Source organism: Methylomicrobium lacus (genome assembly GCF_041897535.1).
Taxonomy (GTDB): Bacteria; Pseudomonadota; Gammaproteobacteria; order Methylococcales; family Methylomonadaceae; genus Methylomicrobium; species Methylomicrobium lacus_A.
In genome coordinates, this window is record NZ_CP169217.1 from 3,465,881 (window position 1) to 3,490,703 (window position 24,823).

A 24,823-nucleotide genomic window follows, 5' to 3' on the forward strand; every position below is an offset into this window, starting at 1 on the left:
CTCGCATATTCGATTTACCTCTTGTTATGGTGATGAGGGGCCGGCCGATCCTTATCTGATGGGGATACGGTTGCTCCTTTAATTGATTTGATGATTGGTACGTTATAAGCAGTCAGAATCTTCGTGATCGCGCGCTGTTTCCTTTTGAGGCTTTTTTCCAGCTGGGCGGCGAAAGCCTTATCGTCTTTCCTGACCCCGAGCGCCATGTCGAAGGCCATCGGCTGCTCCGGCATGTCCGCATCGACAGGGGCTGGCGTCACCCGCAGCGCTTTGCCGTACTTCTTTGCGAAATAGCCGCCAATCGGCCCCCATACGATCGCCACATCGATATCCCCGTTAGCGACGGCATCCACAACCTGTCCTTGAGGATTTTCCACCGAAGCCTCGCCCCACATGGAGTAGCCGACGACATTTTTGACCATGCCGCGACGAGCGAGGGCATGCGCGGGCGGGGAATTGGCGCCGTCATTGCCGATGGAATGCAGGCCGATCTTCAACTCGCGCAGGAGCGGATCGTCAAAGGATTTGATCGTGATATGGCGACGCTTTACCGTGACAAAGACATAGCCCGAGCGGTAATAAGGCTGGGTAGAGAGCACCCGCTCGTAGCCGAAGGGTACGCCCATCACGACATCACAGCGCTGCGCCCTCAACGTATGGCGGATGAATCCCTGCCGTTGCCTTTGCCAGGTGTAGCTCAACTTCGCGTGCATGTCCTTTGCCAGTAGCTCTGCGATCTTGTTTTCGAAGCCTTCCTGTTTATCATTGGAGAAGGGCAGATTATCCGGGTCCGCGCAAACTCTAAGTTCACTTGCTGCCGCGGCTGATGTCGCGAACACCAAGAGGGCAGCAATTACTCCCGCACTCAGTAAGGGTTTGGATTTTTCGGCATACATAGACATACTGCGCCTCTCCTTGCCTTTATTACGGCAGCGCCAAGACATGGACCCGACCGCCGCCGTCACCCAGACATTTACCGCCGCCGCCGAGTCCGCCGGCCATCGCGCCTACGCCGGTGAACACTGCAACCATTTGCTTGCCGGTGGGGCCTTTGAAGCTGATGGGGTTACCGACGGTGCTGCATTCAAACGTGGTTTCGAACAGTTTTACGCCCGTGCCCGCATCGATCGCCTTGAACTTTTTGTCCTGGGTGCCGTAGAAGACTAGCCCTTTGTCAGCGGGGTCTGAGACATTGCCCGCGGTGGCGAGGATACCGCCGTAGATGGCTTTGCTTTCCGGAATTGCCCATACCCTCTTGCCTGTTGCGGCATCCCAGGCGATCAACTCGCTCAGGAATGGGTCGCCGATTTTAAGAGTCGGGTTGAGTTTCGCACGATCTTCATCCACGCGAGCATGGCCGGGGCCCATCCCCATATCCATGCCCATGAATGGGGCGCCAGCAACAAAATCGGCTTGTAACATGTGCATGCTCATGCACAGGTTAAACGTAGGCATATAAAACAAACCCGTCTTGGGCGAGAAGGCGCCGGGCTCCCATCCTTTTGCACCCAATGCTGACGGACAGATGTCCTCTACCAATTCGCCCTGGTGGGTGAGCTTGTCTGAGTTGACTAACGGCTTACCTTCTTTATCGATCCCGCTCGCCCAGTTTACGTTTTGGTCGTCGACAAATTTGGGCGCGTTTAGAATCTGGCCCGTCACCCGGTCGAAGGTATAGGCAAAACCGTTCTTGTCGAAATGGACCAGAAGCTGGCGATCGACCCCATCCACCTTTTGATCCACTGCGATGTTCTCGCTGATTGAGTCATAGTCCCAATTGTCGAACGGGGTGACCTGATAAGCCCATTTCGCATAGCCCGTGAATGGGTCCCTGGCGAAGATCGAGGCACCCCACTTGTTATCACAGCTTTGCGTTTGCGGGTCGTTAATGTATTTCTGTTTGTCGCAGCGCATGTCAGGGTTCCAGACACCGGGCTGGCTGGTGCCATAGAAAAGCGTTTTGGTGGCTGGATCGTAGGTCAAATATGCCCAGACGGAGCTGCCGCCTTGCTTATAGGACGTACTTCCCGACCAGGTCTTCTCTGTGGCCAGATTTTCGCCTTTATCCTTGGCGTAAAAGGGGCTAAACAAGGGAATATCTGTTTTCGACGGATCGTTATTAATCTTGACTTCAAACCGGTTGGGTTCCAAATGGGAGGCGTCGGGGTCGATGTCCGGCCCGGTGTTATAGGCCCGCCACAGTTTTTTGCCGGTATCGAGATCGAGCGCCTGGATCCAGCCTGGAATTCCCATTTCGCCGCTGACGCTGCCGACGAACACCCTGTTTTCGGCAATAATCGGCGCGCCTGCCATCGTGACGCCGGTATGTTCGTCCGCATTCTTCGTCTGCCACACCGCCTTGCCGGTCGCCGCATTCACCGCTACCGTCTTATTGTCGAGCGTGTTGAAGACGACCATGCCTACGCCGTTGAGGGCTCCCTTGGCATAGGCCGCGCCGCGATTGATCGCGTCGCAGCAGTTGACGCCCTTCGCGTATTCGCTTACGCCGGGTTCGTAGGTCCATTTGCGCTCACCCTTAGCGAGATCATAGGCGATGAGTTTGTTAGGATAGGGGGTGACGACATAGAGCATCGAGCCAACGACGAGCGGCTCGCCCATGTGGCTGCCACTGGCCTCTGTCTTGAACGAGAATTTTTCTTTCAGCGAGCCGACATTTTGGCGGGTAATGTCGCTGAGAGCGCTATAACGGGTGCCTTGAAGCGTTCCACCGGCGGTGGTCCAGTTATTTGTGGCGGCCGCCGCAGTAGCGACATCTGCCGATGCGGTCTCTACCGACATGGCTCCGCCTCCGAGCATCAGCGCCAGCGTTACGCCCGCGTAAATCGGTGTTGGCCGTGCGTTTGAGCGATGAAGCAGCTCTTTGTTATATCTAACCTTATTTTTGACTGTCATCAATGGGGTCTCCTCAGAAAAGTGAAAGATCGGAAAGGTAAGCCTTTATAATGTATAAAATAATGTTTGAATAAAATAAAAAACTGATTATTAACTGCGTTACAAACTTATTCATGAACGCTTAAGGCTCAGTCGTTCCGACTCGCATAGTGCTCCAGCATGCAATTTCCAAATGGCGTCTGAATTGCAAGTGAAGCAAGAAAAGATTAGCCCGTTTTTCTTGTGGTTATATTACAGTTGGATTAGGATCTGATTAGAATTAGATTAAAGACTAATATTCTTGTGAGGTTTATCACATTTCCCTTCAGGGGCGGAGGCATCTTGCGAAGCGCGATGATTTCCCTGCAGGTCTCGCGTCGGAAGTATGATTCGATTGCTGGCGAATAAATCAGATGATACAACGTCCAACTTGATGAATAGGCTTGTTTTACTGCGTGCGGTAGAGGTGTCAGAAAGGGTTTGCCGTAGCCGGTATTCCCGGTATGCCGCTGCGGCTTCAATCCGATAACCCTTCGCGATGTTTAATACGTATTAGGCGTCGATTTTGGTTTTTCAACTGGGGATGGTCTTTGCGTAGCCGATTTGGTTAGTAAATTGCAGGGCGAGCGGAGGTTTGTCATGCAGAAAGGAGAGGAACCGCAATCCGCGACGCCGGTGTGGAACCAATAGTTCCGACTCCGGAAAGGTCGGCTGAGAGAGGCCAGAATTTAGCCGTCAATTACCGGCCATGCGTAAAAGCTGATTGCCATCGGCCGCTTGGGACCAGGCATTCAATCCTGATGCCTTTGCGCATCCGCAGGCAGTTTGGCGAAGATCGGGTGATTGGCGAGTTGATAGCCTGCGGGATAGAAAACGCCGCCCAGATACAGGCCGTGCGGTGGCGCCGTGATGCCGGCCAGGGCGCGCTTCTTGACCGACAGCAGTTCCCGCGTCCAGTCGACCGGCTGCTTGCCGGCCCCGATCGCGATCAGGGTGCCGGCGATATTGCGGACCATGTGATGCAAAAACGCATTCGCGGCGATGTCCATGATCACGCGGTCGCCCTCGCGGGTCACCTCGACGAAATGCACTTGCCGGAAAGGGCTCTTGGATTGGCAGCCTTGGGCGCGGAACGAGGAAAAATCGTGGTGGCCGATCAGGGATTGCGCTGCCCGATGCATCTTGTCTGCGTCTAAAGAGTTATAGCACCAGGTCGTTTGCGTCGGTGTCAGCGCCGACTTGACCGGCCGGTTCAGGATGATGTAGCGGTAGAAGCGGGCGATCGCGCTGTAGCGCGCGTGAAAGTCGCCGATCGCCGGCTTGGCCCAGAGGATGCGCACGTCGTCGGGTAGATGGGTATTGCCGCCCATGACCCAGGAATACGGTTCCCGGTCGGCGGTCGTGTCGAAATGCACGACCTGTTCGAAGGCATGCACGCCGGCGTCGGTCCGGCCCGCGCAAATCACGGTGACCGGTTCGTTTGCGACTTTCGCCAGCGCCAGCTCCAGCGTGGATTGAATGCTGCGCTTTTCGGCTTGAGCCTGCCAGCCGCAAAAAGCGCTGCCGTCGTATTCGACGCCGAGGGCGATGCGGCGGTAATTAGTCTTCATGGATATAAACTTTGATTCCCGCCTCGACGCGGTCGAACAATTCCAGCACATCGGCATTGAACATCCTGATGCAGCCGTGCGACTCGGGGCTGCCCCGCATCAGTTCATCCGGCGTGCCGTGGATGTAGATATAGCGCCAGGCGCTGTCGACTTCGCGGTAACGGTTACGGCCGGGTTCGAGACCGCCGAGCCAGAGGATGCGGGTCAGAATCCAGTCGCGCTCGGGGTTAAGCCGGCCGAGTTCGGGGCTGTAGATTTCGCCGGTCGGACGGCGGCCCTTGAACACGGTATGGATCGGTTCACCCCGGCCGATTTTCGCGCGGACTCTATGCCAGCCTCTTGGCGTGCATTCGCTGCCTTTCTGCTCGCCGGGGCCGTTCTTGGCGGTCGAGACCGGATAGGTTTTCAAGGGGCGGCCGTTTTCGATCAGCGCCATACATTGCTTGGCGATCGAAACGTCGAGGTAAGAATCGGCCATTATTTAACAAAAAGGGCCATCGATTCGACATGCCCGGTCTGCGGGAACATGTCCATCACTCCGGCCTTGACCAGCTTGTAGCCGAGTTCGTTGACCAGGATGCCCGCATCGCGCGCCAGGGTCGACGGGTTGCAGGATACATAGACGATCTTTTCCGGCTGCCATTTCTTGAAATACTTCAGCACTTCGGAGGCGCCGGCCCGCGACGGGTCGAGCAGGATCTTGTTGTATTTGCGGTTGAACCAGGGCTGGTCCGAGACGTCCTTGCTGAGGTCGGCCGCGTAGAATTCGACATTCTCGATGTCGTTGTGGCGGGCATTGTCCTTCGCATGGTTGACCAGCGGCTGATCGCCCTCGACGCCGATGACCCGGCCGGCATAACGCGCCATCGGCAAGGTAAAGTTGCCGAGTCCGCAGAACAGATCGAGCACCGTGTCGTTTTCGTTCAGTTCCAAGGTGTCGAGCACCCGGTTGATCATTTGCCGGTTGATCTCATAGTTGACCTGGGTGAACATCGCCGGGCGGAATTTGAATTCGATCGCCTGATCGGGCAGCGCATAGGTCGGCGTCACCTCCGGCTCGCCGTCGAGCGGCACGATCGAATCGGGGCCTTTCGGTTGCAGGCAGATCGACACGCCATGCTCGCGCGCGAACGCGCGCATCTTTTCCTTGTCGGCCTCGGTCGGCGGTTCCATCACGCGCACCGCGAGCACGCATTGCTCGTCGCCGATCGCGACCTCGATCTGCGGTACTTTTTCGCGGATGCTGAGGCCCGAGATCATCTCGGACAGATCGATCATTTTCTCGCCGACGACAGGATGCATCACCATGCAGTTGTCGATCTCGGCCAGATAGGGGTGGCGGCGTTCGCGGAAACCGACCAGGGTCCGGTTTTTCTTTGCGACATATTTGACGCCCATGCGCGCCTTGCGCCGGTAGCCCCAATGCGGTCCGGTCAAGGGCTGCCAGAGTTCCGGCACCGCGACCTTGCCGATGCGTTTGAACTGTTCCTTCAGCAAGTCCTCCTTGATATGAATCTGCTCGGCCGCTTCGACATGCTGAAAGCTGCAGCCGCCGCAGACGCCGTAATGCGGGCAGGCCGCCTCGCTGCGCGCCTCATTGCGGGTGATCAGCTTTACGACCCTGCCTTCGGCAAAATCGCGGCGGATTTCGGTATAAACGAATTCGACATCCTCGCCGGGCAGGGCCTCGTCGATGAATACGGCCTTGCCGTCCACATGCGTAACGCCGCGCCCGTCATGCGCGAGCGATTCGATCGTGACCCGGACCGGGGTTTCCGGTAAGGTTTTCTTTCTTGCTCTATTGCCTGCCATTGTTTATTTCTGTTTCCAGCTTCCGTTCGAAGATTGAACCCACCATCCGGCTTGGGCGTTGCTGATCCAGCGTGCGGCGAAGGTCGATTTGATCTGCGCCAGCCATTCGGGATGGCCGTTCGCATTCGCGATCGCCTGATACAGCGTCTGCCTGTCCTTGTTTTCGGCCGCGACCAGCTTGGTCACCTGATTGCGTTCTTTCAGCGGCACATTCGCGCCTTCCCGGACCGTCAAAAAGCCATCGGACTTGATGCCGATGTAGCCTGCAGCGTAATTAGGCTGCAAGGCGGCGAAACGTTTTTCCATCGATGCGCGCAGCTGCCGGATTTCGGCGCTGTCGATACTCAAATCGGCTTCGGCGGCCTCGGCGTTCGCAATGAACGTGCCGATCGCCATATCGATCCAGCGATAAAGTTCGGCATGATCCGCGTCCAGGCTCGATTTGGGCTCCGGCTTCGCCGGCGCGACATTCTGAATGTCCTTGATGATTTCATCCGCGGCTTTCTCGGCCGCGGCGGCCGGAAAATAGATATTGATCGTGACGCAGGCGGAGAGCAGCAGCGCGCCGAACAGCGAAAATTTTTTCATGGTTTCACCTGATTATTTGATAATGACTTCTTCCGATGTGGTAATGCGCTCCAGGCGCTCCATCAATACGCTCCAGTCAACCCGTGGATTATAACCGATCACGTCGATTCTCGGCAGGCCGCCGCCCTTGATGATGCTGTAGCCGGTTGCGGTGGCCTCGATCCCCATCAGCTGGCAGACGCCGTCATGCAGGTAGCAGCCGAGGCCGATCTTGTCGTAACCGAAAGTCTCGAAAAATTGCAAAAAACTGCGCGACAACAGGTCCGCCGCGCCGCCGCCCCCGATGTTCGCGATATTCTGGACCGCCTTCTGGCTGATCCGGTGCCGGGAATCGTCGTCGTCCGGCGTGCCGAACCAGGCATAGAAACTGACCGGCCGCCAGTTTTCGAGTTGCAGATTCTTGACGAAGCCGGACAGCTTTCCGGTAATGCCGCCGAACTGGAACTTGCGGGTCAACTGGTCGAGGTCCAGATGATCGAGCTCGATCTCGGCCGAAAGCTTCGGTAAATCGCCGAACAGGCCCGAGGACGCCAAGTTCGCGATTCTGACCACGCCGTCGAAGACTTTGATCACTAATTCGCCGCCCAGTTTCAAGGCCTTGTCGCGGTATTCGATGCCCGGAATGTTGCCGCTGAGCGTGCCCGACAGCGGCGTCCAGTGCAGCGCGCTGGACAGGCGTTCGAGCGAGACATGGTTCAGGCTGCCTTCGAAATACACGTCGGGCTCTGCCTCCGGGTGGCCTTGGTAGTCGAAGCGTTTGATCGCGATCGAGCCGCCGAGGAAAGGCAATTGGGTTTTTTTCAGCAATTCGATCTGGCTCGCGCGGCTTAAAAATGACAGTTCGGCCGGGCCGATCGGCAGCGCATACAGCGATAATGCCTGCCAGCCCAGAGTCGATGGGATCGAAACGGCGGGATCGTTTGCCCAATGGATGGCTCCCTTGCCGCCTTCCGCTTTGATGCGGCCGCTTTCGTCCTGGACCGCAAGATCGGAGAAGCTTGCCGTAAGGCTCGTCAATCCCAGCTCGGTCAACGCCGCATCGGCCTTTGCCCTGCCTTGCAGCGAGAGGCCTTCGAGCGCGGTTTGGGCGGCGAAAGGCTGTAAATACACCGACGCAAACTGCTTCAAATCGTCCGTTTGTACGGACACCGCGGCTTCGGCCAGCTTCGCTTGCGCGCCGAGTGCGAGCTCGGCGCGGCCGGTCATCAGGGCGGTGCCCGCATGATCGAAGGCGAAGGATTCGATGCTGGCGTACTGCTGCGCCGGATTCCAGACACCTTCTCCGGTCAGCTTGATCGTTTTGTTGCCCGCCTCGAGATAGATAGGCTCCCAATACAGCGCGCCGCCGGTCAATTGTTCGCTGAAGCGCCAACGCCAGAGCCCGTCGGTATGGGCGGCATGGAGCTGCCCGGTGGACGACAGGGTTTCGGTCGCGGTCTTGCCGTCCGCCGATTGCAGGGTCAGCCGGTCGGTGCTGGCGTTCAGGTCGATGTCGTCGATTTCGCTTTGGCTGCCTGACATATTCAGCGCCAGACCGATCTCGCCGCTTTTGATCTCGGCGGGAAGGAAACCGAGCTGTTTTTGCAGCAGCACGCCGTCGAGCCTTGCCGCCTTCAGCCTGACCTGCCAGCGCATCGCCTGTTCGCTTAATTCGGCATCGACCGTGCCGCCGAACAGACGCAGATCGGTGATCTTGGCGCGGCTGGATTTTTCGCCGAGCCGAAACGAAAAATCGGCTCCAGGCGAGCGCCAGCGTTTGGAATCGATTCGCGCCTTGCCGCGCTCGCAGACGACTTGATTGTCGCCCCAAGTGAATGAGGTACAGCGGATGTCGGCGAGTTTCAAGTCGTCGAAAGGTTTCGGCAGGCTCAGTTTGCCGATCGTCAGGACCAGTTGCTGGCGGCGCTCGGGAAGGTCGCTCAACGCGATTTTTACGCCTTCGAGTTTCCAGCCCTGAGCGTTCAGCGCGCCGATGTCGAGCGCGATGTTGTCGAGCGCGCCGCTATTGGCGCCGAACCCCAGCAGGATCAGCCATCCGGCGAGGATCAGTAGCCTTGGCGAGGCCCTCCGGCGCTCAGTCTGGAAATACGCCCGTCGATAAATACCGGTCTCCCCGGTCGCAGATGATCGCGACGATGACTGCATTCTCGACTTCCTTCGCCAGTTGCAGCGCCGCATACACCGCGCCGCCGGAGGAGACGCCCGCAAAAATGCCCTCGATCGCGGCCAGGTCGCGCGTGGTCTGTTCGGCCGACGGCTGGTCGACCAGTATGATCCGGTCGACGCGGCTCGGGTCGTAAATCTTCGGCAGATATTCCTCGGGCCAGCGGCGGATGCCCGGAATCTTCGATTCGCCTTCCGGCTGTACGCCGATGATCCGGATCGAAGGATTTTTTTCCTTCAGAAACTTCGATGTGCCCATGATCGTGCCGGTCGTGCCCATCGAACTGACGAAGTGAGTCACAGTTCCCTGGGTGTCGCGCCAGATTTCGGGGCCGGTGCCTTCGTAATGCGCGCGCGGATTGTCGGGATTCGCGAACTGGTCGAGTATGCGTCCTTCGCCTTTCGCTTCCATCTGGCGGGCCAGATCGATCGCGGCTTCCATGCTGCCGGCGGCCGGCGTCAGAATGATGTCCGCGCCATAGGCCTTCATCGACGCGCGGCGCTCGGCGCTCATGTTGTCGGGCATGATCAGGGTGATCTTGTAACCCTTGATCGCGGCGGCCATCGCGAGCGCGATGCCGGTATTGCCGCTGGTCGCCTCGATCAGGCGGTCGCCGGGCTTGATTTCGCCTCTTTCTTCGGCGTGTTGAATCATGCTCAAGGCCGGACGGTCCTTGACCGAACCGGCCGGATTGTTGCCTTCCAGCTTGACCAGGATCGTGTTGCTGTTCGATCCTGGCAGGCGCTGCAAGCGGACCAGCGGGGTATTGCCGACGAAGGCTTCGATGGTGGGGTAAGTCATGTGTGATGGGATCAATTGCAAAAATTCGCCGAATTATCCCATAAAATGGCCGGCACGGCCGATCGGAATTTAAAGGTGCGTCCGGGCGGACGCTGAGGCTGGCCGGTGAATTGAAAAGTTGAGGACGGGTTGAATCACCCGTCCCGCGGGGAGCGTGATGCCGGACGGGTTATTCAACCCGCCCGTAACGTTTTTTCAGATCAACGGCTGTTTTGCAATGCCGCGATCCGTTCTTCCAATGGCGGATGGCTCATGAACAGGCGCATCACGCCGCCGCCGTTGATGCCGAACGCGGCCAACTGGTCGGGCAGCGCCGAGGGCTCATGGCTGCGCTGCAAGGCGCGCAAGGCGCCGATCATCTTTTGGCGTCCGGCCAGCGCTGCGCCGCCCGCATCGGCCCGGAATTCGCGGCGGCGGGAGAACCACATCACCAGCATCGAGGCGAGGATGCCGAGCACCAACTGTGCGGCCATCTGCGTAATATAATAAGCCGGACCGTAGCCGCGCTCGGTCTTGAACACGACCCGATCGACCACATGACCGATGATCGTTGCGAAGAAATACACGAAGGTGTTCACGACGCCCTGCATCAGCGCCATCGTGACCATGTCGCCGTTCGAGACGTGGCTGATTTCGTGGCCGAGGACCGCTTCGACCTCGTCCGCGCTCATCGTTTCGAGCAGGCCGGTGCTGACCGCGACCAGGGCGCTGTTTTTGCTCATGCCGGTCGCGAACGCATTCGCTTCATGCTGCTGAAACATGCCGACTTCGGGCATGCCGATATTGGCCTGTCTGGCGAGGCGGGCGACCGTATCGACCAGCCATTTTTCAGTCTGATTTTGCGGTTGTTCGATCACATACACGCCCATCGCGTTTTTCGCTGACCATTTGGACATCGCCAGCGAAATGAACGAGCCGCTCATGCCGATCACCGCGGACATGATCAACAGCGCGTTCAGGTTCAGATTGACGCCGCGGGCATCGAGAGCGCCGCTTAAACCCAGCACGTTGAAAACGATACTGACCACGATCAGTATCGCGACATTGGTCGCTAAAAACAGAAAAATTCGCATCATGGTGTTTGCCTTTATGACAAGTTGGGATGTTGACAAAATAGGGATTGAATAAATGAATTCAATACGGGTCAGAGTGATAATATACAAATAAAGTTTAACGAGTGAGGGCGTTATGAACAAGACGAAATTAATCGGGCTTGCGGTCCTGCTGGGCAGCGTGGTCTTTCCCGCCTGCGCGCGGCAACAGGCGCCCGAACAGGTGATCGCGAAGCTGCATGCGCCGCCGGGCTTTACGATCTCGCTGTATGCGAGCGATTTGCCGAATGTACGGAGCCTCGCGCTCGGCGACAACGGCGTCGTGTTTGCGGGTTCCGGCGTTTCAGGCAAGGTTTACGCGCTCCAGGACAAGGACAATGACGGCCGCGCCGAAACGCGCGCTGTGATCGCAGATGACTTGACGATGCCGAACGGCGTCGCTTTCAGTCAGGGCACGCTCTATGTCGCCGAAATCAGCCGGATCGTTCGTTTCGACCATATCCTGCAACACCTGCAAAAGCCGCCGAAACCGGTGACGGTTTACGACAAGCTGCCGACAGACCGCCATCACGGCTGGAAATATTTGCGTATCGGTCCCGATGGCAAGCTTTATACCGCGGTCGGCGCGCCCTGCAATATCTGCGAGCCGGAAAAGCCGATCTACGCTTCTCTGGTCAGGGTCAATACGGACGGCAGCGATTTCGAGATCATCGCGCGCGGTATCCGCAATACGGTCGGATTCGACTGGCAACCCGGCACCGGCGCCTTGTTTTTCAACGACAACGGCCGCGATTACCTCGGCGACGATCTGCCGCCGGAGGAATTGAATCGCTGGAGCCGGATCGGCGAGCATTTCGGTTATCCCTATTGCCACGGCGGCGAGGTCATCGATCCGGAGTACGGCAACGGCAAGAATTGCGCCGACTATACGCCGCCGGTATGGAAATACAAGGCACATATCGCCCCCTTGGGCCTGCGTTTCTACCGCGGCACGCAGTTTCCGTCGCATTATCATAACCAGCTGTTCGTCGCCCAGCACGGCTCCTGGAACCGCTCCGAGCCGGACGGTTACCGGGTCGCCCTGGTCAATTTTAAAGACGGCAAAGCGGTCAGCGAAGAGGTCTTCATCGACGGCTGGCTGACTCCGGACGAAACCGTGCTCGGACGGCCGGTCGACCTACTGACCCTGCCGGACGGCAGCTTATTGATCAGCGACGACCATCTCGGCGTGATCTACAGAGTGCAATACCCAGCGAAAATATGAACAAGGCTTTCGAAATCATCAGCAAGGAAACCGGCTATGCGGGTTTTTTCCGCCTCGAAAAATACCGGCTCAGGCACACCCTGTTTGCAGGCGGCTGGAGCGGCGAGATCGAACGCGAATTGTTCAAACGCGGCAAATGCGTCGCGGTGTTGCTCTACGATCCGGAACGGGACGAGGTCGTGCTGATCGAACAGTTCCGGATCGGCGCGATCGGCTGTCCCGAACGGGCCTGGCTGGTCGAAATCGTCGCCGGCGCGATCGAGGAGGGCGAGACCGCCGAGGAAGTCGCGCACCGGGAGGCGGAGGAAGAGGCCGGCTGTACTATCGAGGAGTTGATCGAGGTGATGCAGTTCTACACGACCCCGGGCGGCTGCGCGGAAATGATCACGCTGTTTTGCGGCAAGATCGACAGCCGCCAGGTCGGCGGCATTCACGGCCTCGATCATGAAGACGAAGACATTTTGGTGCGTCCGGCGCCGTTCGACGAAGCCTATCGGATGCTCGAAAGCGGCGAGATCGAGTCCGCGATTCCGATCCTGGCGCTGCAGTGGCTGGCGCTGAACCGGGATAAGCTGAGACAAAGATGGTGCCGTGAGGCATAAGGACAAGGGGCTGACTGAAAGGAACATAACGCAATGAATTACATCGCGCTGACCATGCTGATGGGTGACCGGGGCAAGTATCTCGGCATCGTGATGGGGCTGACCTTCGCCTCCTTGATCATGACCCAGCAGCCCGCCATTTTTCTCGGCCTGATGGCGCGATCGTACAGTTTTGTCTCGGATGTCGGACTGCCCGACATCTGGGTGATGGACCCCAAGGTTCAGTTCATCGACGACGTCAAGCCGATGCAGGACACCGAACTCTACCGGGTGCGCGGCGTGGCCGGCGTCGGCTGGGCGGTGCCTTTATACAAGGGGCTGATCAAGGCGCGCCTGTACGACGGCACGTTTCAAACCTGCAATCTGATCGGACTGGACGATGCGACCTTGATCGGTGGGCCTCCCGCTATGCTGAGCGGAAAACTCGAAGACTTGCGCCGCAGCGACGGCGTGCTCGTCGATGTCGAAGGCGCGAAAACCAAGCTGGCCAAGGCGCCGCAAACCCCTGGCGGCAAGCCCGTGCCGCTGACGATCGGCGACACCCTCGAATTGAACGACCGCCGGGCGATCGTCGTCGGCATCGCGAAAGTCACGCGCACCTTTCAATCCCAGCCGGTCATCTATACGACCTATAACCGCGCGCTGCTCTACGCGCCGAAAGAAAGGAAGCTGCTCTCGTTCGTTCTGGTCAAGGCCAAACCAGGCCAAAACATCGCAGAACTGACCCGAAGGATTCAACGGATAACCGGACTGGCCGCCTATACTCAGGAAGAATTCAAGGCGCTGACTTACAATTATTTCCTGAAAAATACCGGTATCCCGATCAACTTCGGCATCTCGGTCACGCTCGGCTTCATCGTCGGCGCGGCGATCGCCGGCCAGACCTTTTACAACTTCACGCTCGAAAATCTCAGGCAGTTCGGCGTACTGAAGGCGATGGGCACCAGCAACTGGGTGCTGCTCCGGATGATCCTGCTGCAGGCGGTGCTGGTCGGCAGCATCGGCTACGGCATGGGCGTCGGCCTGACCGCCTTATTCGGCTATGCGATGCGCGATACGATCCTGGCCTTTAAGTTCCCCTGGCAATTGCTGGTATTCAGCGGCATGGGGGTCAGCATGATCTGCGTCTTCGCGGCCTTATTGAGTATCCGTAAGGTGATCATGCTGGAACCGGCGGTCGTATTCAAAGGCTGAGCATGAGCGATAATACGCCGGCCGTTTTGTGCCAAAACGTCGTAAAGACCTACGACACCGGCTCACAGCAAATTACCGCGCTGCAAGGCATCGATCTCGAAGTCCATGTCGGCGAATTGATGATGCTGGTCGGACCGTCCGGATGCGGCAAAACGACATTGATTTCGGTAATCGCCGGCATTCTGGACCAGGACTCCGGCTTATGCCGGGTGTTCGGCGAGGATTTGCTGAAATTGAAAAATGATCAAAAACTCAAATTTCGCGCCCAAAATATCGGCTTCGTGTTCCAGGCCTATAATCTGTTGCCGACGCTCAATGCGGCCGAAAATGTCTCGATTCCGCTGATCATCAACGGCATGAAGCGGCGCGAAGCGGTTCGTAAAGCCGCCGCTGTCCTCGAACAAGTCGGTCTCGGGGATCGCGCGGACGCGCTGCCCGCCCAGCTTTCCGGCGGCCAGCAGCAGCGGGTCGCGATCGCGCGCGCGTTGATCCATAGCCCGAGACTGATCGTCTGCGACGAACCGACCAGCGCGCTCGATCATGAAACCGGAATGCATGTGCTCGAATTGCTGAAAGCGGTCGCGGTCGACCATTCCAGGGCGCTGGTGATCGTGACGCACGACGCCCGTATCTTCGGCTTCGCCGACCGGATCGCGCAAATGGATGACGGAAAAATTGTCCGGGTGCAGCAATCCCAGCCTTCGAACAATCCCGGCCGCACCGAGCAAGGAGCCCACGATGTTACCTAAATATACGCTGCCCGCACTGGCCGCCGCCGGCTTCCTGTTCGGCGTGTTCCAGGTCGTCAGCAGCAATCAGCCGGCGCCGGTCGCGCAGGCCGCGGCCGAGCCCGCCACCTCGCCCTATGCGACCTTCATCGCCGGGGCCGGCATTGTCGAGGCGAAAAGCCAGAATATCGCGATCGGCGCTCCCTTGGCGGGCCTGGTCAAAGCGGTCAAGGTCAAAGTCGGCGATCGCGTCAAACTCGGCGACATCCTGTTTTTGATCGACGACCGCGCCGCCCTCGCCGAACTAGCCGTGCGCGAGGCCGATCTCGCGAAAGCGCGAGCCGCGGTCGGCGAAGCCGAGGCGGGGGTCAAGGACGCCGAGGTATTGCAGCGCTTGGCCGACGCGGTCCAGGACCGGCGCGCGATCAGCACCGAAGAACTGGAGCGGCGCCACAATGCGACGCTGATCGCAAGGCGCAAGCTCGACAGCGCCAGGGCGGAGGTGCTGCAAGCCGAAGCGGCAGTCAAGGCGAGCCAGACCACGCTCGATTTACTGCGGGTCGCGGCGCCTGTCGACGGCGAAGTGCTGCAAGTGAATGTGCGGCCCGGCGAGTTCGCCCAGGCGGGGCCTCTCAGTACGCCATTGATGATCGTCGGCAATCTGGACGAGCTTCATGTCAGAGTCGACATCGACGAGAACGACGCCTGGCGCTTCCGCCCCGAAAGCAAGGCCGTCGCCTATTTGCGCGGCAACCGCAGGTTTCAGACCGACCTGGCGCTGGTCTGGGTCGAGCCTTATGTGGTACCGAAAAAATCGCTGACCGGCGACAGCACCGAACGCGTCGATACGCGGGTCTTGCAGGCACTGTACAGCTTTAACCGCAGCAAGATGCCGGTGTATGTCGGCCAGCAGCTCGATGTGTTCATCGAAGCGCCGGATTTCGATCGCGATTCGGCCCCGGCCAATGCCAGTCCCTTGCCGCCGGCATGAACAGAATCCTGACGCTTTGCCTCTTGGGATTCATCGCCGGCTGCACCGTCGGCCCGGACTATGTCCGTCCCGAGGGGCCAGCGCCCACCCAATGGAGTGAAAGGCAAAGGGCTCCAGGCAAGCTTGAAGATTCTCATATCTGGTGGAAAACCTTCGAGGATCCGGTTTTGGACCGCTTGATCGACGAAGCGATCACGGTCAATCTGGACCTGAAACAGGCGCTCCAGCGCATCCGCATCGCCCGCACGCAAAGGACGCAGGCGGTCGCGGCGGGGCTGCCGACGCTCTCCGGCCAAAGCACGGTCTCGCGGCGGCTGAACAGCATCACATCGCCCTCCGGCACGACGGGTACGGCCGGCGGCGCCTTCGGCATCGGCAACCGGCTGATCAATATCTTCCAGTCGGGTTTCGATGCGCAGTGGGAGCTCGATTTGTTCGGAGGGATACGGCGGACCGTTGAAGCGGCGGAGGCCACGATCGAAGCCGAAACCGAAAATCGCAGAGCTTTGCAGGTCAGTCTGCTCGGCGAAGTGGCCAGTCAATACATTACCCTGCGCGCCAATCAGCAACTGCTTGCGGTCGTCGATGACAATCTGAGCACCCAACAAGACACCCTGCATTTGACCCAAGAAAGGCAAACAGCCGGCCTTGCCTCCGACCTCGACGTGACAGAGGCCCAGGCGCAGGTCGATGCGACCGCGGCGGAGCGGCCGCTCTATGAAAACCAGATCAAGCTGGCGATGCACGCCTTGAGCGTATTGTTGGACAGAACGCCCGGCGAATTGACCGCACGCCTGCAACAAACCGCCGCCATCCCGCTTCCGGCAACGCCGGTCGCCGCCGATCTGCCGTCGGAATTGTTACGCCGCCGACCCGACATTCGCCGCGCCGAAAGACAACTCGCCGCCGCCAATGCGGAGATCGGCGCCGCGGTCGCCGCGCAGTATCCGCGCATCAATCTTGCCGCCTTCATCGGCCTGCAAAATACCGACATCACCGATTTCACGATGCTCGGCAAATCCTGGTCGATGGCGTCGACGCTCGCGTTTCCGATTTTCAACTGGGGCAGCATCAAGGCCAATATCGAAGGTAAAAAAGCCCGTCATCAAGAATTGTTGTACGCCTATCGGGCGGCTGTACTGAATGCGTTCAAGGAAGTCGAAGATGCGCTGGCGTCTCTCGAACAGGAGCGGCAGCGCCATGAACAATTGAAGAAAGCCGAAGCGGCGGACCGGCTGGCGCTCGCGCTTGCGCAGGAACGCTACCGCAACGGCTTGACCGCTTTTTTGGACGTGCTGATCGCCCAACGCGCGCTGCTTGTTAGACGGTTGGCTTTGATCGATAGTCAAGCCAAGCTCGCCGGACAAAGAGTGGCCCTTTACAAATCATTGGGCGGCGGCTGGCAGATCAAGGAGACTTCCTTTAGTCCGAAAGGCGGTTAAGGATCTGGATACAAATAATTTCCCTGATTTGATACTTTATGCATCCAATGTGGGCGCGCTTTTTAAGCGCGACGGGGGCTGAGAACAAGGCCTTGAGTCGCGGTTGAAAACCGCTCCCACTTCGCTTCTGATTATTTTGGGAGTTTATTTTTGACCCCATCCCCAGTTGATATTTTTTCCGTTGGCTTCGGCTCCGCACAGTTCACCATACTGTTGTCAACCCGGTATTGCCAATTTGTGTTCGATGCCGCGTTTTCGTCGCTTTCCGAAGCCAGTGTCTATACTTGAACTATATTTTTTTAAACTTATGCTTTCAGGCCAACGCAGGGCTTTTTAATTCATCGGGCAAGCAAAATCCATTATGAGCACAGCAGATTGGCTTTCGCAGGAAGACATTGAGGGGCTGCTGGACGGCGTCGAGGGCGGCGATTTTGCAAGCGCAAACCTGGAGTTTCTGCCGCAGGGCGAGATCAAGCCCTATGATTTCGGCAGTCAGGAACGCGGGATTGGGGGCGGGCAGATACGGACCCTGGAGATGATCCATGACCGCTTTGCCGGCGCTTTACGCACGTCTTTATTCCAGTGGCTGGGACGGGCTCCGGATGTCGTCGTCTCCGGGATTCAACTGCAAAAATATGCCGATTATATGGACCGGCAGCGCTCTCCCCTCAGCTTGAATAGTGTCCGGATGGCCCCGTTGCGGGGGCTGGCCTTGATCGTGATGGATCCCCGGTTGGTGTTTACCGTCGTCGACCATGTCTTCGGCGGCAACGGCCATTTTGGCCCGGAAGCGCAAGGCCGCGAGTTTAGCCGGACCGAAATGCGGGTGATCCGGAAAATTCTGGACAGGGTCTTTAACGGCCTGAAAGACGCCTGGGAGCCGGTGTTGTCCGTCGATTTTGACTATTTGGAATCGGAAACGAATCCGAATTATACGGCTGTCGCCGGCAGGGATGACTATGTGATGACCGCCACCCTCAACATCACCCTGGAAGGCAACGGCGGCGATCTGACCTTGCTGCTGCCTTATGCGATGATCGAACCGATCAGCGGCGTGCTGGAGGCCTCCTACGGTGACGGCGAGGAAGCCGATCCGCAGTGGCGGATGGCGCTGCGCAATCGGGTGACGGACGCGAGTGTCGACGTGAGCAGCGTGCTGGCGGAAAAAAGTCTGTCCGTCGGCGATCTCATGCGTTTGGAAATAGGCGACATCATTCCGATCGAGATGCCGCAGATCTTATCGCTGCAGGTCGAAGGCGTGCCTGTGTTTACCGGCAGGCCGTGCACCTCGGAAGGGCATTGTGCAGTGCAAGTCATCGAAAAAATATAAGGACCGAGGCCGTCTGAAGCGGTTCGGGTGTTGAGAATCAGATGAAGGAGTGTGGAAAAAATGACTGAGAGCGATGGTGTTAGCGTGAAGGCCGGCGAGGAGGAAGTCCGCAAAATTGAAAGTGAAAAAACGTCGGCTGCCGTCCAGGACGGGCTGAATCTCGATGCGATTCTGGACGTTCCGGTGACACTGGCGATGGAATTCGGCCGCACCCGGATCAGCATCGGCAATCTGTTGAAGTTGAATCAAGGCTCGATCGTCGAGCTGGATCGTCTGGCGGACGAGCCGCTGGATATTCTGGTGAACGGTACCCTGGTGGCGCGCGGCGAGGTGGTCGTGATCAACGAGAAATTCGGCATTCGGCTGACCGACATCATCAGCCTGTCGGAACGCGTCAAAAGACTAGCCTGATGCGGGCAAGAATCCTCCTTTCCGTTGCTTTATGCTTGCGGCTCTCGGTTTGCGAGGCGTGGCCGGCGAGTGCGCCAACGGGAAATCTGGCCGTCGAAGACATTGCGCTGTGGAGCGTGAGCCTGTTGGCGATTCTGGGTGTTGTGTTGCTGGGTTTTTGGGGCTTCCGCAAGCTCGGCGGCGTTAATGCGGAAGGCGCGGACAAAATGCGCGTGGCTGGCGGACTATCCTTGGGGCTGTGGGAAAAGGTCGTGCTGTTGCAGGTGGGCAGGAAACAGCTGGTGTTGGGCGTGACGCCGGGCAGGATTCAAACCTTGCATGTGCTGGAAGGCGATGACGGTTTGAACAAGGCAGACAGGATTCAGGGCACCGATCACGAAAACCCCGGATTAGCCGAAGCCAAGCATCCGGTGCTGCGCGCGCAGACTGATCTTGCCGCCCACGTTGCCGAGCAACAAACGGTCAACCAGGCGCCATCAGCCGTTGAGGAGGTGCCTTCAAGCGCGTTTTCGCCGGAGAGATACGAAAAATGCCTCGAACAGGTGCGGAGCCTGGTGGATCAGGATCCGAAACTAGCCGCGCAAACCCTGAAAGCCTGGATCAGAGATGAATAGCGTGACGGAAAAATTTAATGGAGTCGAGCGCGCCGCCTTGGTGCTTTTGGCGTTAGGGCAGCAAAGAGCTTCCGAAGTGTTGAAACATCTGGAGGTCAGGGACGTGGAGCTGCTAGGCTCCCATATGGCGTCGATGAAGGCGGTTTCACTGGCTAGGGTGGAAGGCGTATTGGATCAATTCATGACTTCCCGGCAAAAACAGGCGGCCATAGGCGGCGATGCCGAAGACTATGTTCGTGGCGTGATGGCGGATGCCCTCGGCACCGAAAAAGCCGAAGCGATGATTGACAGGGTATTGCTCGGCGGCAGGAATGCAGGCATCCAGCGCTTGCAGCGGATGGATGCCCGGACGCTGGCGGACTGGCTTCGCTCGGAGCATCCGCAGGTCGCCGCCAATCTGCTGTCCTTGCTCGACGGTCAGCGCGCGGCGGACGTGATCATGGCCTTACCCGAGGAAATTCGTCCGAACCTCTTGATGCGGATCGCCTCGCTGGAGGGGGTGTCGCCGGAAGCCTTGCGTGAACTGGACGAAGTGATAAGGGAACAATGGGACGGCAAGCCAAACGACAAATCCTCGCGGGTTCGCGGCATCAATGTCGCCGCCAATATATTGAATCATTTGGATAACCCTATCGGCAATCAGGTGCTGGACGCTATTTCCGCCAGCCATTTCGAACTGGCGCAGAAGATACAGGACAAGCTGTTTGTCTTCGAGGAGCTGATCAATCTGAACGGCCGCGGCATACAAAGCCTGCTGCGCGAAGTGGCGACGGATCGGCTGTTGCTGGCGCTGCAGGGCGCGAGCGAAAGCCTTAAGCAGAAAATCTTCAGCAATATGTCCCGGCGTACCGCGGAAATGCTGCGCGATGACTTGGAAGCCGCGCCGCCCGCCCGTCCTGGCGAAGTCGCTGCGGCGCAAAAAGAAATTTTGCTGATCGTCAGAAGCCTGGCCGATTCGGGGGCGGTCGTGTTTGGCGGGGACGAGGGGGAGTTCAATTAGCGCACTCAGCTTTTTCTCCTCCGAACTCGACAGTTTGAAGTGGCATATTTCTCAAAGACATCCAATTCCTAAATAACGTCGGAAGAAAGACGTTCAAGCCTCCTATCAGAATAGTGTAGAGACGGTTTCCGCATCGGAAATCTCGATTGAGTGCGTGCTGGATTTTGTATGATGGGGTCGATTCTTATAGAATCATTGTTGAATGATTGAGTTACATCGTGAATTCACCACGACTTTCTCTCTATTTGTTTGAACTGATCAGCTCGAATACAACAGGACAATCAATACATGATGGAATTAGTTTGGGTTGGCACCGCCTACCTCGTAGGTTTGATCTCTAGCCGTCTGTCTTTCCCGCCGTTGGTCGGCTATTTAGCTGCCGGCTATATTCTGCACGCTTTCGGTGTAGAGTCCGCACAAACCTTGACGCATCTGGCCGACATCGGCATCGAACTCTTGCTGTTCACGGTAGGCTTGAAAATCAAATTGCGCTCTTTGCTGCGTCAGGAAGTGTTGAGCGTCGGCGGTTGGCATTTGTTTGTGGTCACCGGCGTCGCCGGCATCGTTTTTCTGCTGCAGGGCGAACAAACGGCAGGCGGCTTGATATTGGGCGCGAGCCTCGCTTTTTCCAGTACCGTGCTGGCGATCAAGGTATTGGATGACAATGGCGAATTGTCCACCCTGCATGGCCGGGACGTGCTCAGCATCCTGATTCTGCAGGATGTCGTGGCGATCGTCCTGCTGGCTTTCGCCGACGGCAGGCAGCCCTCGTACTGGGCTTTCGCCTTATTGCTGTTGCCCATGCTGCGTCCCTTGGCGCATCGTTTGCTCACGATAAGCCAGGCTGACGAATTAAAGCTGCTGCTGGGTGTTTCTCTCGCGCTGGCCGGCGGTTTATCCGCGCAAAACGTCGGCGTTTCGCCCGACCTCGGTGCCCTGCTGATGGGGGTGATGCTGGCAGCTCATCCTCAAATCGACGATCTTTCCGACAAACTTTGGAGCCTCAAGGAAGTCTTTCTGGTTGCGTTTTTTCTGCAAATCGGTCTGACCGGCCTGCCGAATTACGATCAAGTCCTCCATGCGCTCGGGCTGCTGGGCATGTTGCCGCTGCAAGGCATCTTGTTCTTTGGGCTGTTCTTGATGGCGGGTCTGCGCGCCCGCACCGCCTTTATTTCGTCGCTGGCATTGATGACCTACAGCGAGTTTGCGTTGATCACCACCGGCGCGATAGTGAAGGCGAATCTGCTGTCGCCGGAATGGAATTCCACTATCGCCCTGGCGGTAGCTGGATCGCTTGCGGTCGCGGCGCCTTTGAACCGGTATTCGCATGAGTTGTTTTCATGGTGCGAGCCGTTCTTGATCCGTTTCGAGAAAAAATCCTGGCATCCGGACCGGCTGCCCGAATCGATCGGTGTCGCCGAATGGCTGGTCGTGGGCATGGGTCGTACCGGACAAGCCGCCTATCTGGCTTTGCATCAACGGGAAAAGCGTGTCGTCGGCTTGGATGCCGATCCGACCGTGCTGGAAAGCCTGCTGGCCGAGGGACGGCGGGTGATTTACGGGGATGCCGAAGACCCCGAACTTTGGTCAGGACTGCCGTTGGAGAGGGTGAAAGGCATTCTCCTGACCCTGCCCGAATTCGATGCGCGCTGCTCGGCCGTACGCCAGCTCAGAAAAAGGGGCTATAAAGGACAGATAGGTACGATTTGTTTTGATCCAGAAGAGCAGCAGCAATTAGGGCAGCTCGGAGCGGATTTTATGATCCAACCGCTGGTCGAAGCCGGAAACCAGTTGGCTCGGCACATACTGGGCGACAAGTTCGAGTTTTAGGAATAAATAAAGGAAGCCCCGAAATCCTTAGGCGTTCAACTACGTCGTCGGCTTCGAGTTCGTGCCAATTGATTACTTGTTTACCGATAGGTCTTTTCTTGGGCATGTGCGCTCCCAAAGCAAGCTAATAAAAAAGTTCATCGATAATTGAGTCAAACATTATCCCGAGTCATCAAGGCATTCCTTGAATGCCTTGATTTCCCTGGCCGGCCCCATCACCACCAGCACATCGCCGGCATTCAGCATATGCTCCTTGTCGCCGACCGCGAAATGCAGTTGCTCGCCGATTTCCTTATCGACCACGCCGAGCAGGATCAGGTTATGGCGCTCGTTTAGTTTCAGCGCGCTGGTTTTGCGGTTTTCGAGCCAGGAGCCTTCCGGAATTTCGATTTCGGCGATATTCAGATTGTGCCGCCGGTGCACGGTCTGATCCAGAATGTGGGTGATTTCGGGCTTGGTCAGAATTTCATAGGTTTTGCGCCCGCTGATTTCGTAGGGATCGATGATTTTGCTGGCGCCGGCGGCCAATAATTTCTCGGCGGAGTCAGGCGCATCGATGGTCGCGATGATGTTCAGGTTTTCGTCGAGCGCGCGCGCCGACAGCGTCAAAAACACATTGTCCGAGTCGGCCGCGAAAAAACAGAATAAATAATCGATGTCGACGCCGATACCGAGCGCATGCAGCGCGCTGTCATCGCGAAAATCGATCACTTCGGAAGCAAAACCCTGGTCCGCGATGAACTCGGCATCGTGACGATTTTGCGCGGCGTAAATGACGGTGCTGGTTTCCTTGTCGAATCGGGACAGCGCTTCCAGCGCCATGCGGGGGTCGCCGAATACCGCAATTTTTTTCATTTTTTCCTGCCCAGTTTGAAGCGGCTTTTTTCGATCTGATAGCGAAAATACTCAATGCCGATCTGTTTGCCTAAAACGACCAGCAAATCACCTTCCTGCACCTCGAAAGTGTTTTTCGGGTTGAAATAAAAATGCCGGTCCTGCATGGGATAACGCTCATGTTGTTTGAGATGCTCGGGATGGGCGCTGATCACGCCGATCAGCATCAGCTTGCTGTGACCGAAATCGATGTCGGCGATTTTTTTGCCGATGATCGAAGAGCCCGGATGCGCGCACACCGTGTCGAGAACGAATTCTTTTTCTTCGTGCATGATGCCGACGATCGCTCCGAAGGCGACCGGTTGCCCGACATATTCGGCGGCGGCCATGCCGGCGATTTCGAACGGCTCGATCACATGATTCGCGCCGGCCTGATACAGTTTACGGACATTGTCATGCAGGTAGGCGCGCGAAATGATCCGAATCGCGGGATTCAACTGACGGCTGGTCAGTGTGATGTAAACATTGCTGACGTCGTCGCCGGTCGTGCATAAAATCGCCGAGGCGTTACGGTTGATGCCGGCCAGGGTCAGCACCTCGTTTTTGCTCGCATCGCCATGGATGGTCAGATAACCGAGGTGTCTGGCGCCTTCTATATGATGATCCAGTTTATCGATGATCACGAAAGGCTGTTGATGCTCAGCAAGCTGCCGCGCGATGTGCATGCCGACCCGGCCGAAGCCGCAAATGATCACGATCCCTTCGAGCTGGTGCAATTCCGCATACACCTGATTCTCCCTGAGGTCATTCACTTTATCGTTAAAGGCCGAGACGATGATCGAGGTGAAGAATGACAATACGCCGACTCCGGTAAAAATCAGTCCCATCACAACCAGGCGTCCTCCGGCGGTTTGGGGGGCGATGTCGCCGTAGCCGACCGTCGACATGGTCACGACGGCCAGATAGAAGGCATCGAAGAGGTCATGGACATCGCCGCCGCTCCCCGGATTTTCAAACAGAAAAATGGCGGTGCTGCCGATAAAAAGCAGCAGCCCCAAAAATACCGCCAGGGTATAAAGCTCGAAGCGCTTGTTCGAGAGAATCTGGGTGAACAGCTTGATGCTGTTGATGTAGCGGAACAGCTTGAACAGGCGGAAAATCAGAAACACCCGCAAGAAGCGCAAAGGCCGGTAGCTGGGCAGGATGGCCAGCAAATCGATCAACGCCAGCGGGCTGAACGCATAGTCGATTTTTCTCGCCGCGATCGCGCTCAACACCTTGTGCAGTTTGAACGGAATGTCCAGGTATTCCGAGCGCTCGTAATGATCCAGGACGATTTGATGGCTGTCGTTGTGGATCCAGGCGCGCAACAGATATTCGAGGATGAACAGCGCGACGATGCAATCTTCAAAGACCAGATGCCAGTGCGGCGGCTGATGGCTGACTTTGTCGATCTGCAGGAACACGCTGATGATCACGATCACGATCATGAAAACATCGAAATAGGCTTTCGGCCGGCTCTGCGGGATCACCAACAAACGCCGGAAAAAATGTTTGGTGCTTTGATACCGTGCCGAGGTTTTCAGGAAGTAGGCGAGGTAGATCAGCAGTCGCGTCAGCATGTCGGCAGGGAGAATGTGAGATTAACCGTTGACTGGCTGCGG

22 protein-coding genes are annotated in these 24,823 nt (G+C 57.6%); 11 read left to right on the top strand and 11 right to left on the bottom strand.

The features are described from left to right. Positions 1–14: 14 nt before the first annotated feature. The 9 genes from ACEPPP_RS15555 to htpX form a co-directional block, all read right to left on the bottom strand. Complete coding sequence (locus ACEPPP_RS15555; protein ID WP_374088207.1) at positions 15–902, bottom strand: substrate-binding domain-containing protein; 888 nt, start codon at positions 900–902, stop codon at positions 15–17. 22 nt (positions 903–924) lie between these two features. Further along, positions 925–2,913 carry a PQQ-dependent dehydrogenase, methanol/ethanol family gene (locus ACEPPP_RS15560; protein ID WP_374088209.1) on the bottom strand — a complete coding sequence of 663 codons (1,989 nt, stop codon included), beginning with the start codon at positions 2,911–2,913 and terminating at the stop codon, positions 925–927. Between the two features lie 770 nt (positions 2,914–3,683). Continuing rightward, entirely contained in the window at positions 3,684–4,502 is an 819-nt protein-coding gene (gene truA, locus ACEPPP_RS15565; protein ID WP_374088212.1) for a tRNA pseudouridine(38-40) synthase TruA, read from the bottom strand. Continuing rightward, a complete protein-coding gene (locus tag ACEPPP_RS15570) occupies positions 4,492–4,980 on the bottom strand; it encodes a L,D-transpeptidase family protein (RefSeq protein ID WP_374088214.1) in 489 nt (162 codons plus the stop codon). The genes truA and ACEPPP_RS15570 overlap by 11 nt, the downstream gene beginning before the upstream one ends. After that, entirely contained in the window at positions 4,980–6,314 is a 1,335-nt protein-coding gene (gene rlmD, locus ACEPPP_RS15575) for a 23S rRNA (uracil(1939)-C(5))-methyltransferase RlmD (protein WP_374088216.1), read from the bottom strand. Before rlmD ends, ACEPPP_RS15570 begins: the two co-directional genes overlap by 1 nt. A 3-nt stretch (positions 6,315–6,317) precedes the next feature. Continuing rightward, positions 6,318–6,902 carry a YdbL family protein gene (locus tag ACEPPP_RS15580; protein ID WP_374088218.1) on the bottom strand — a complete coding sequence of 195 codons (585 nt, stop codon included), beginning with the start codon at positions 6,900–6,902 and terminating at the stop codon, positions 6,318–6,320. 12 nt (positions 6,903–6,914) lie between these two features. After that, entirely contained in the window at positions 6,915–9,047 is a 2,133-nt protein-coding gene (locus tag ACEPPP_RS15585) for a C4-dicarboxylate ABC transporter (protein WP_374088220.1), read from the bottom strand. After that, the gene (gene cysM / locus ACEPPP_RS15590) at positions 8,977–9,867 is read right to left on the bottom strand and encodes a cysteine synthase CysM (protein ID WP_374088221.1); all 891 of its coding nucleotides are present in this window, start codon (positions 9,865–9,867) and stop codon (positions 8,977–8,979) included. Before cysM ends, ACEPPP_RS15585 begins: the two co-directional genes overlap by 71 nt. Before the next feature lie 200 nt (positions 9,868–10,067). Beyond that, the gene (htpX, locus tag ACEPPP_RS15595) at positions 10,068–10,943 is read right to left on the bottom strand and encodes a protease HtpX (protein WP_374088223.1); all 876 of its coding nucleotides are present in this window, start codon (positions 10,941–10,943) and stop codon (positions 10,068–10,070) included. A 112-nt stretch (positions 10,944–11,055) separates the two neighbouring features. Here htpX and ACEPPP_RS15600 point away from each other — a divergent pair, with 112 nt between their 5' ends. From ACEPPP_RS15600 to ACEPPP_RS15650, 11 genes are all read left to right on the top strand, one after another. Beyond that, complete coding sequence (locus ACEPPP_RS15600) at positions 11,056–12,183, top strand: sorbosone dehydrogenase family protein (protein WP_374088225.1); 1,128 nt, start codon at positions 11,056–11,058, stop codon at positions 12,181–12,183. Then, positions 12,180–12,785 carry an NUDIX domain-containing protein gene (locus tag ACEPPP_RS15605; RefSeq protein WP_374088227.1) on the top strand — a complete coding sequence of 202 codons (606 nt, stop codon included), beginning with the start codon at positions 12,180–12,182 and terminating at the stop codon, positions 12,783–12,785. The genes ACEPPP_RS15600 and ACEPPP_RS15605 overlap by 4 nt, the downstream gene beginning before the upstream one ends. A 33-nt stretch (positions 12,786–12,818) precedes the next feature. Next, on the top strand, positions 12,819–13,979 hold the full coding sequence (locus tag ACEPPP_RS15610; protein ID WP_374088228.1) for an ABC transporter permease: 1,161 nt from the start codon (positions 12,819–12,821) through the stop codon (positions 13,977–13,979). A gap of 2 nt (positions 13,980–13,981) precedes the next feature. Then, the gene (locus tag ACEPPP_RS15615) at positions 13,982–14,728 is read left to right on the top strand and encodes an ABC transporter ATP-binding protein (RefSeq protein ID WP_374088230.1); all 747 of its coding nucleotides are present in this window, start codon (positions 13,982–13,984) and stop codon (positions 14,726–14,728) included. Next, positions 14,718–15,698 carry an efflux RND transporter periplasmic adaptor subunit gene (locus ACEPPP_RS15620; protein ID WP_374088232.1) on the top strand — a complete coding sequence of 327 codons (981 nt, stop codon included), beginning with the start codon at positions 14,718–14,720 and terminating at the stop codon, positions 15,696–15,698. Before ACEPPP_RS15615 ends, ACEPPP_RS15620 begins: the two co-directional genes overlap by 11 nt. Continuing rightward, positions 15,695–17,140 (top strand): efflux transporter outer membrane subunit, encoded by a 1,446-nt coding sequence (locus tag ACEPPP_RS15625; protein ID WP_374088234.1) that lies wholly within the window; start codon positions 15,695–15,697, stop codon positions 17,138–17,140. Before ACEPPP_RS15620 ends, ACEPPP_RS15625 begins: the two co-directional genes overlap by 4 nt. A gap of 361 nt (positions 17,141–17,501) precedes the next feature. Continuing rightward, positions 17,502–18,470, top strand: coding sequence for a flagellar motor switch protein FliM (gene fliM, locus ACEPPP_RS15630; RefSeq protein ID WP_374088236.1), 969 nt, complete (start codon positions 17,502–17,504; stop codon positions 18,468–18,470). Positions 18,471–18,530: 60 nt separating this feature from the next. Beyond that, positions 18,531–18,881: a flagellar motor switch protein FliN gene (gene fliN / locus ACEPPP_RS15635; protein ID WP_374088237.1), complete on the top strand. Its 351-nt coding sequence runs from the start codon at positions 18,531–18,533 to the stop codon at positions 18,879–18,881. Next, positions 18,881–19,495, top strand: coding sequence for a FliO/MopB family protein (locus ACEPPP_RS15640; protein ID WP_374088239.1), 615 nt, complete (start codon positions 18,881–18,883; stop codon positions 19,493–19,495). The genes fliN and ACEPPP_RS15640 overlap by 1 nt, the downstream gene beginning before the upstream one ends. After that, complete coding sequence (gene fliG / locus ACEPPP_RS15645; protein ID WP_374088241.1) at positions 19,488–20,495, top strand: flagellar motor switch protein FliG; 1,008 nt, start codon at positions 19,488–19,490, stop codon at positions 20,493–20,495. Before ACEPPP_RS15640 ends, fliG begins: the two co-directional genes overlap by 8 nt. Positions 20,496–20,783: 288 nt before the next feature. Beyond that, positions 20,784–22,325: a cation:proton antiporter gene (locus ACEPPP_RS15650; protein WP_374088242.1), complete on the top strand. Its 1,542-nt coding sequence runs from the start codon at positions 20,784–20,786 to the stop codon at positions 22,323–22,325. A 159-nt stretch (positions 22,326–22,484) separates the two neighbouring features. Here the strand turns inward: ACEPPP_RS15650 and ACEPPP_RS15655 are convergent, their stop codons facing one another. Both ACEPPP_RS15655 and ACEPPP_RS15660 read right to left on the bottom strand, forming a co-directional pair. Continuing rightward, a complete protein-coding gene (locus ACEPPP_RS15655; protein ID WP_374088245.1) occupies positions 22,485–23,180 on the bottom strand; it encodes an NAD-binding protein in 696 nt (231 codons plus the stop codon). Next, positions 23,177–24,781, bottom strand: a complete 1,605-nt coding sequence (locus tag ACEPPP_RS15660; RefSeq protein WP_374088246.1) for an NAD-binding protein — start codon at positions 24,779–24,781, stop codon at positions 23,177–23,179. The genes ACEPPP_RS15655 and ACEPPP_RS15660 overlap by 4 nt, the downstream gene beginning before the upstream one ends. Positions 24,782–24,823: the final 42 nt, after the last annotated feature.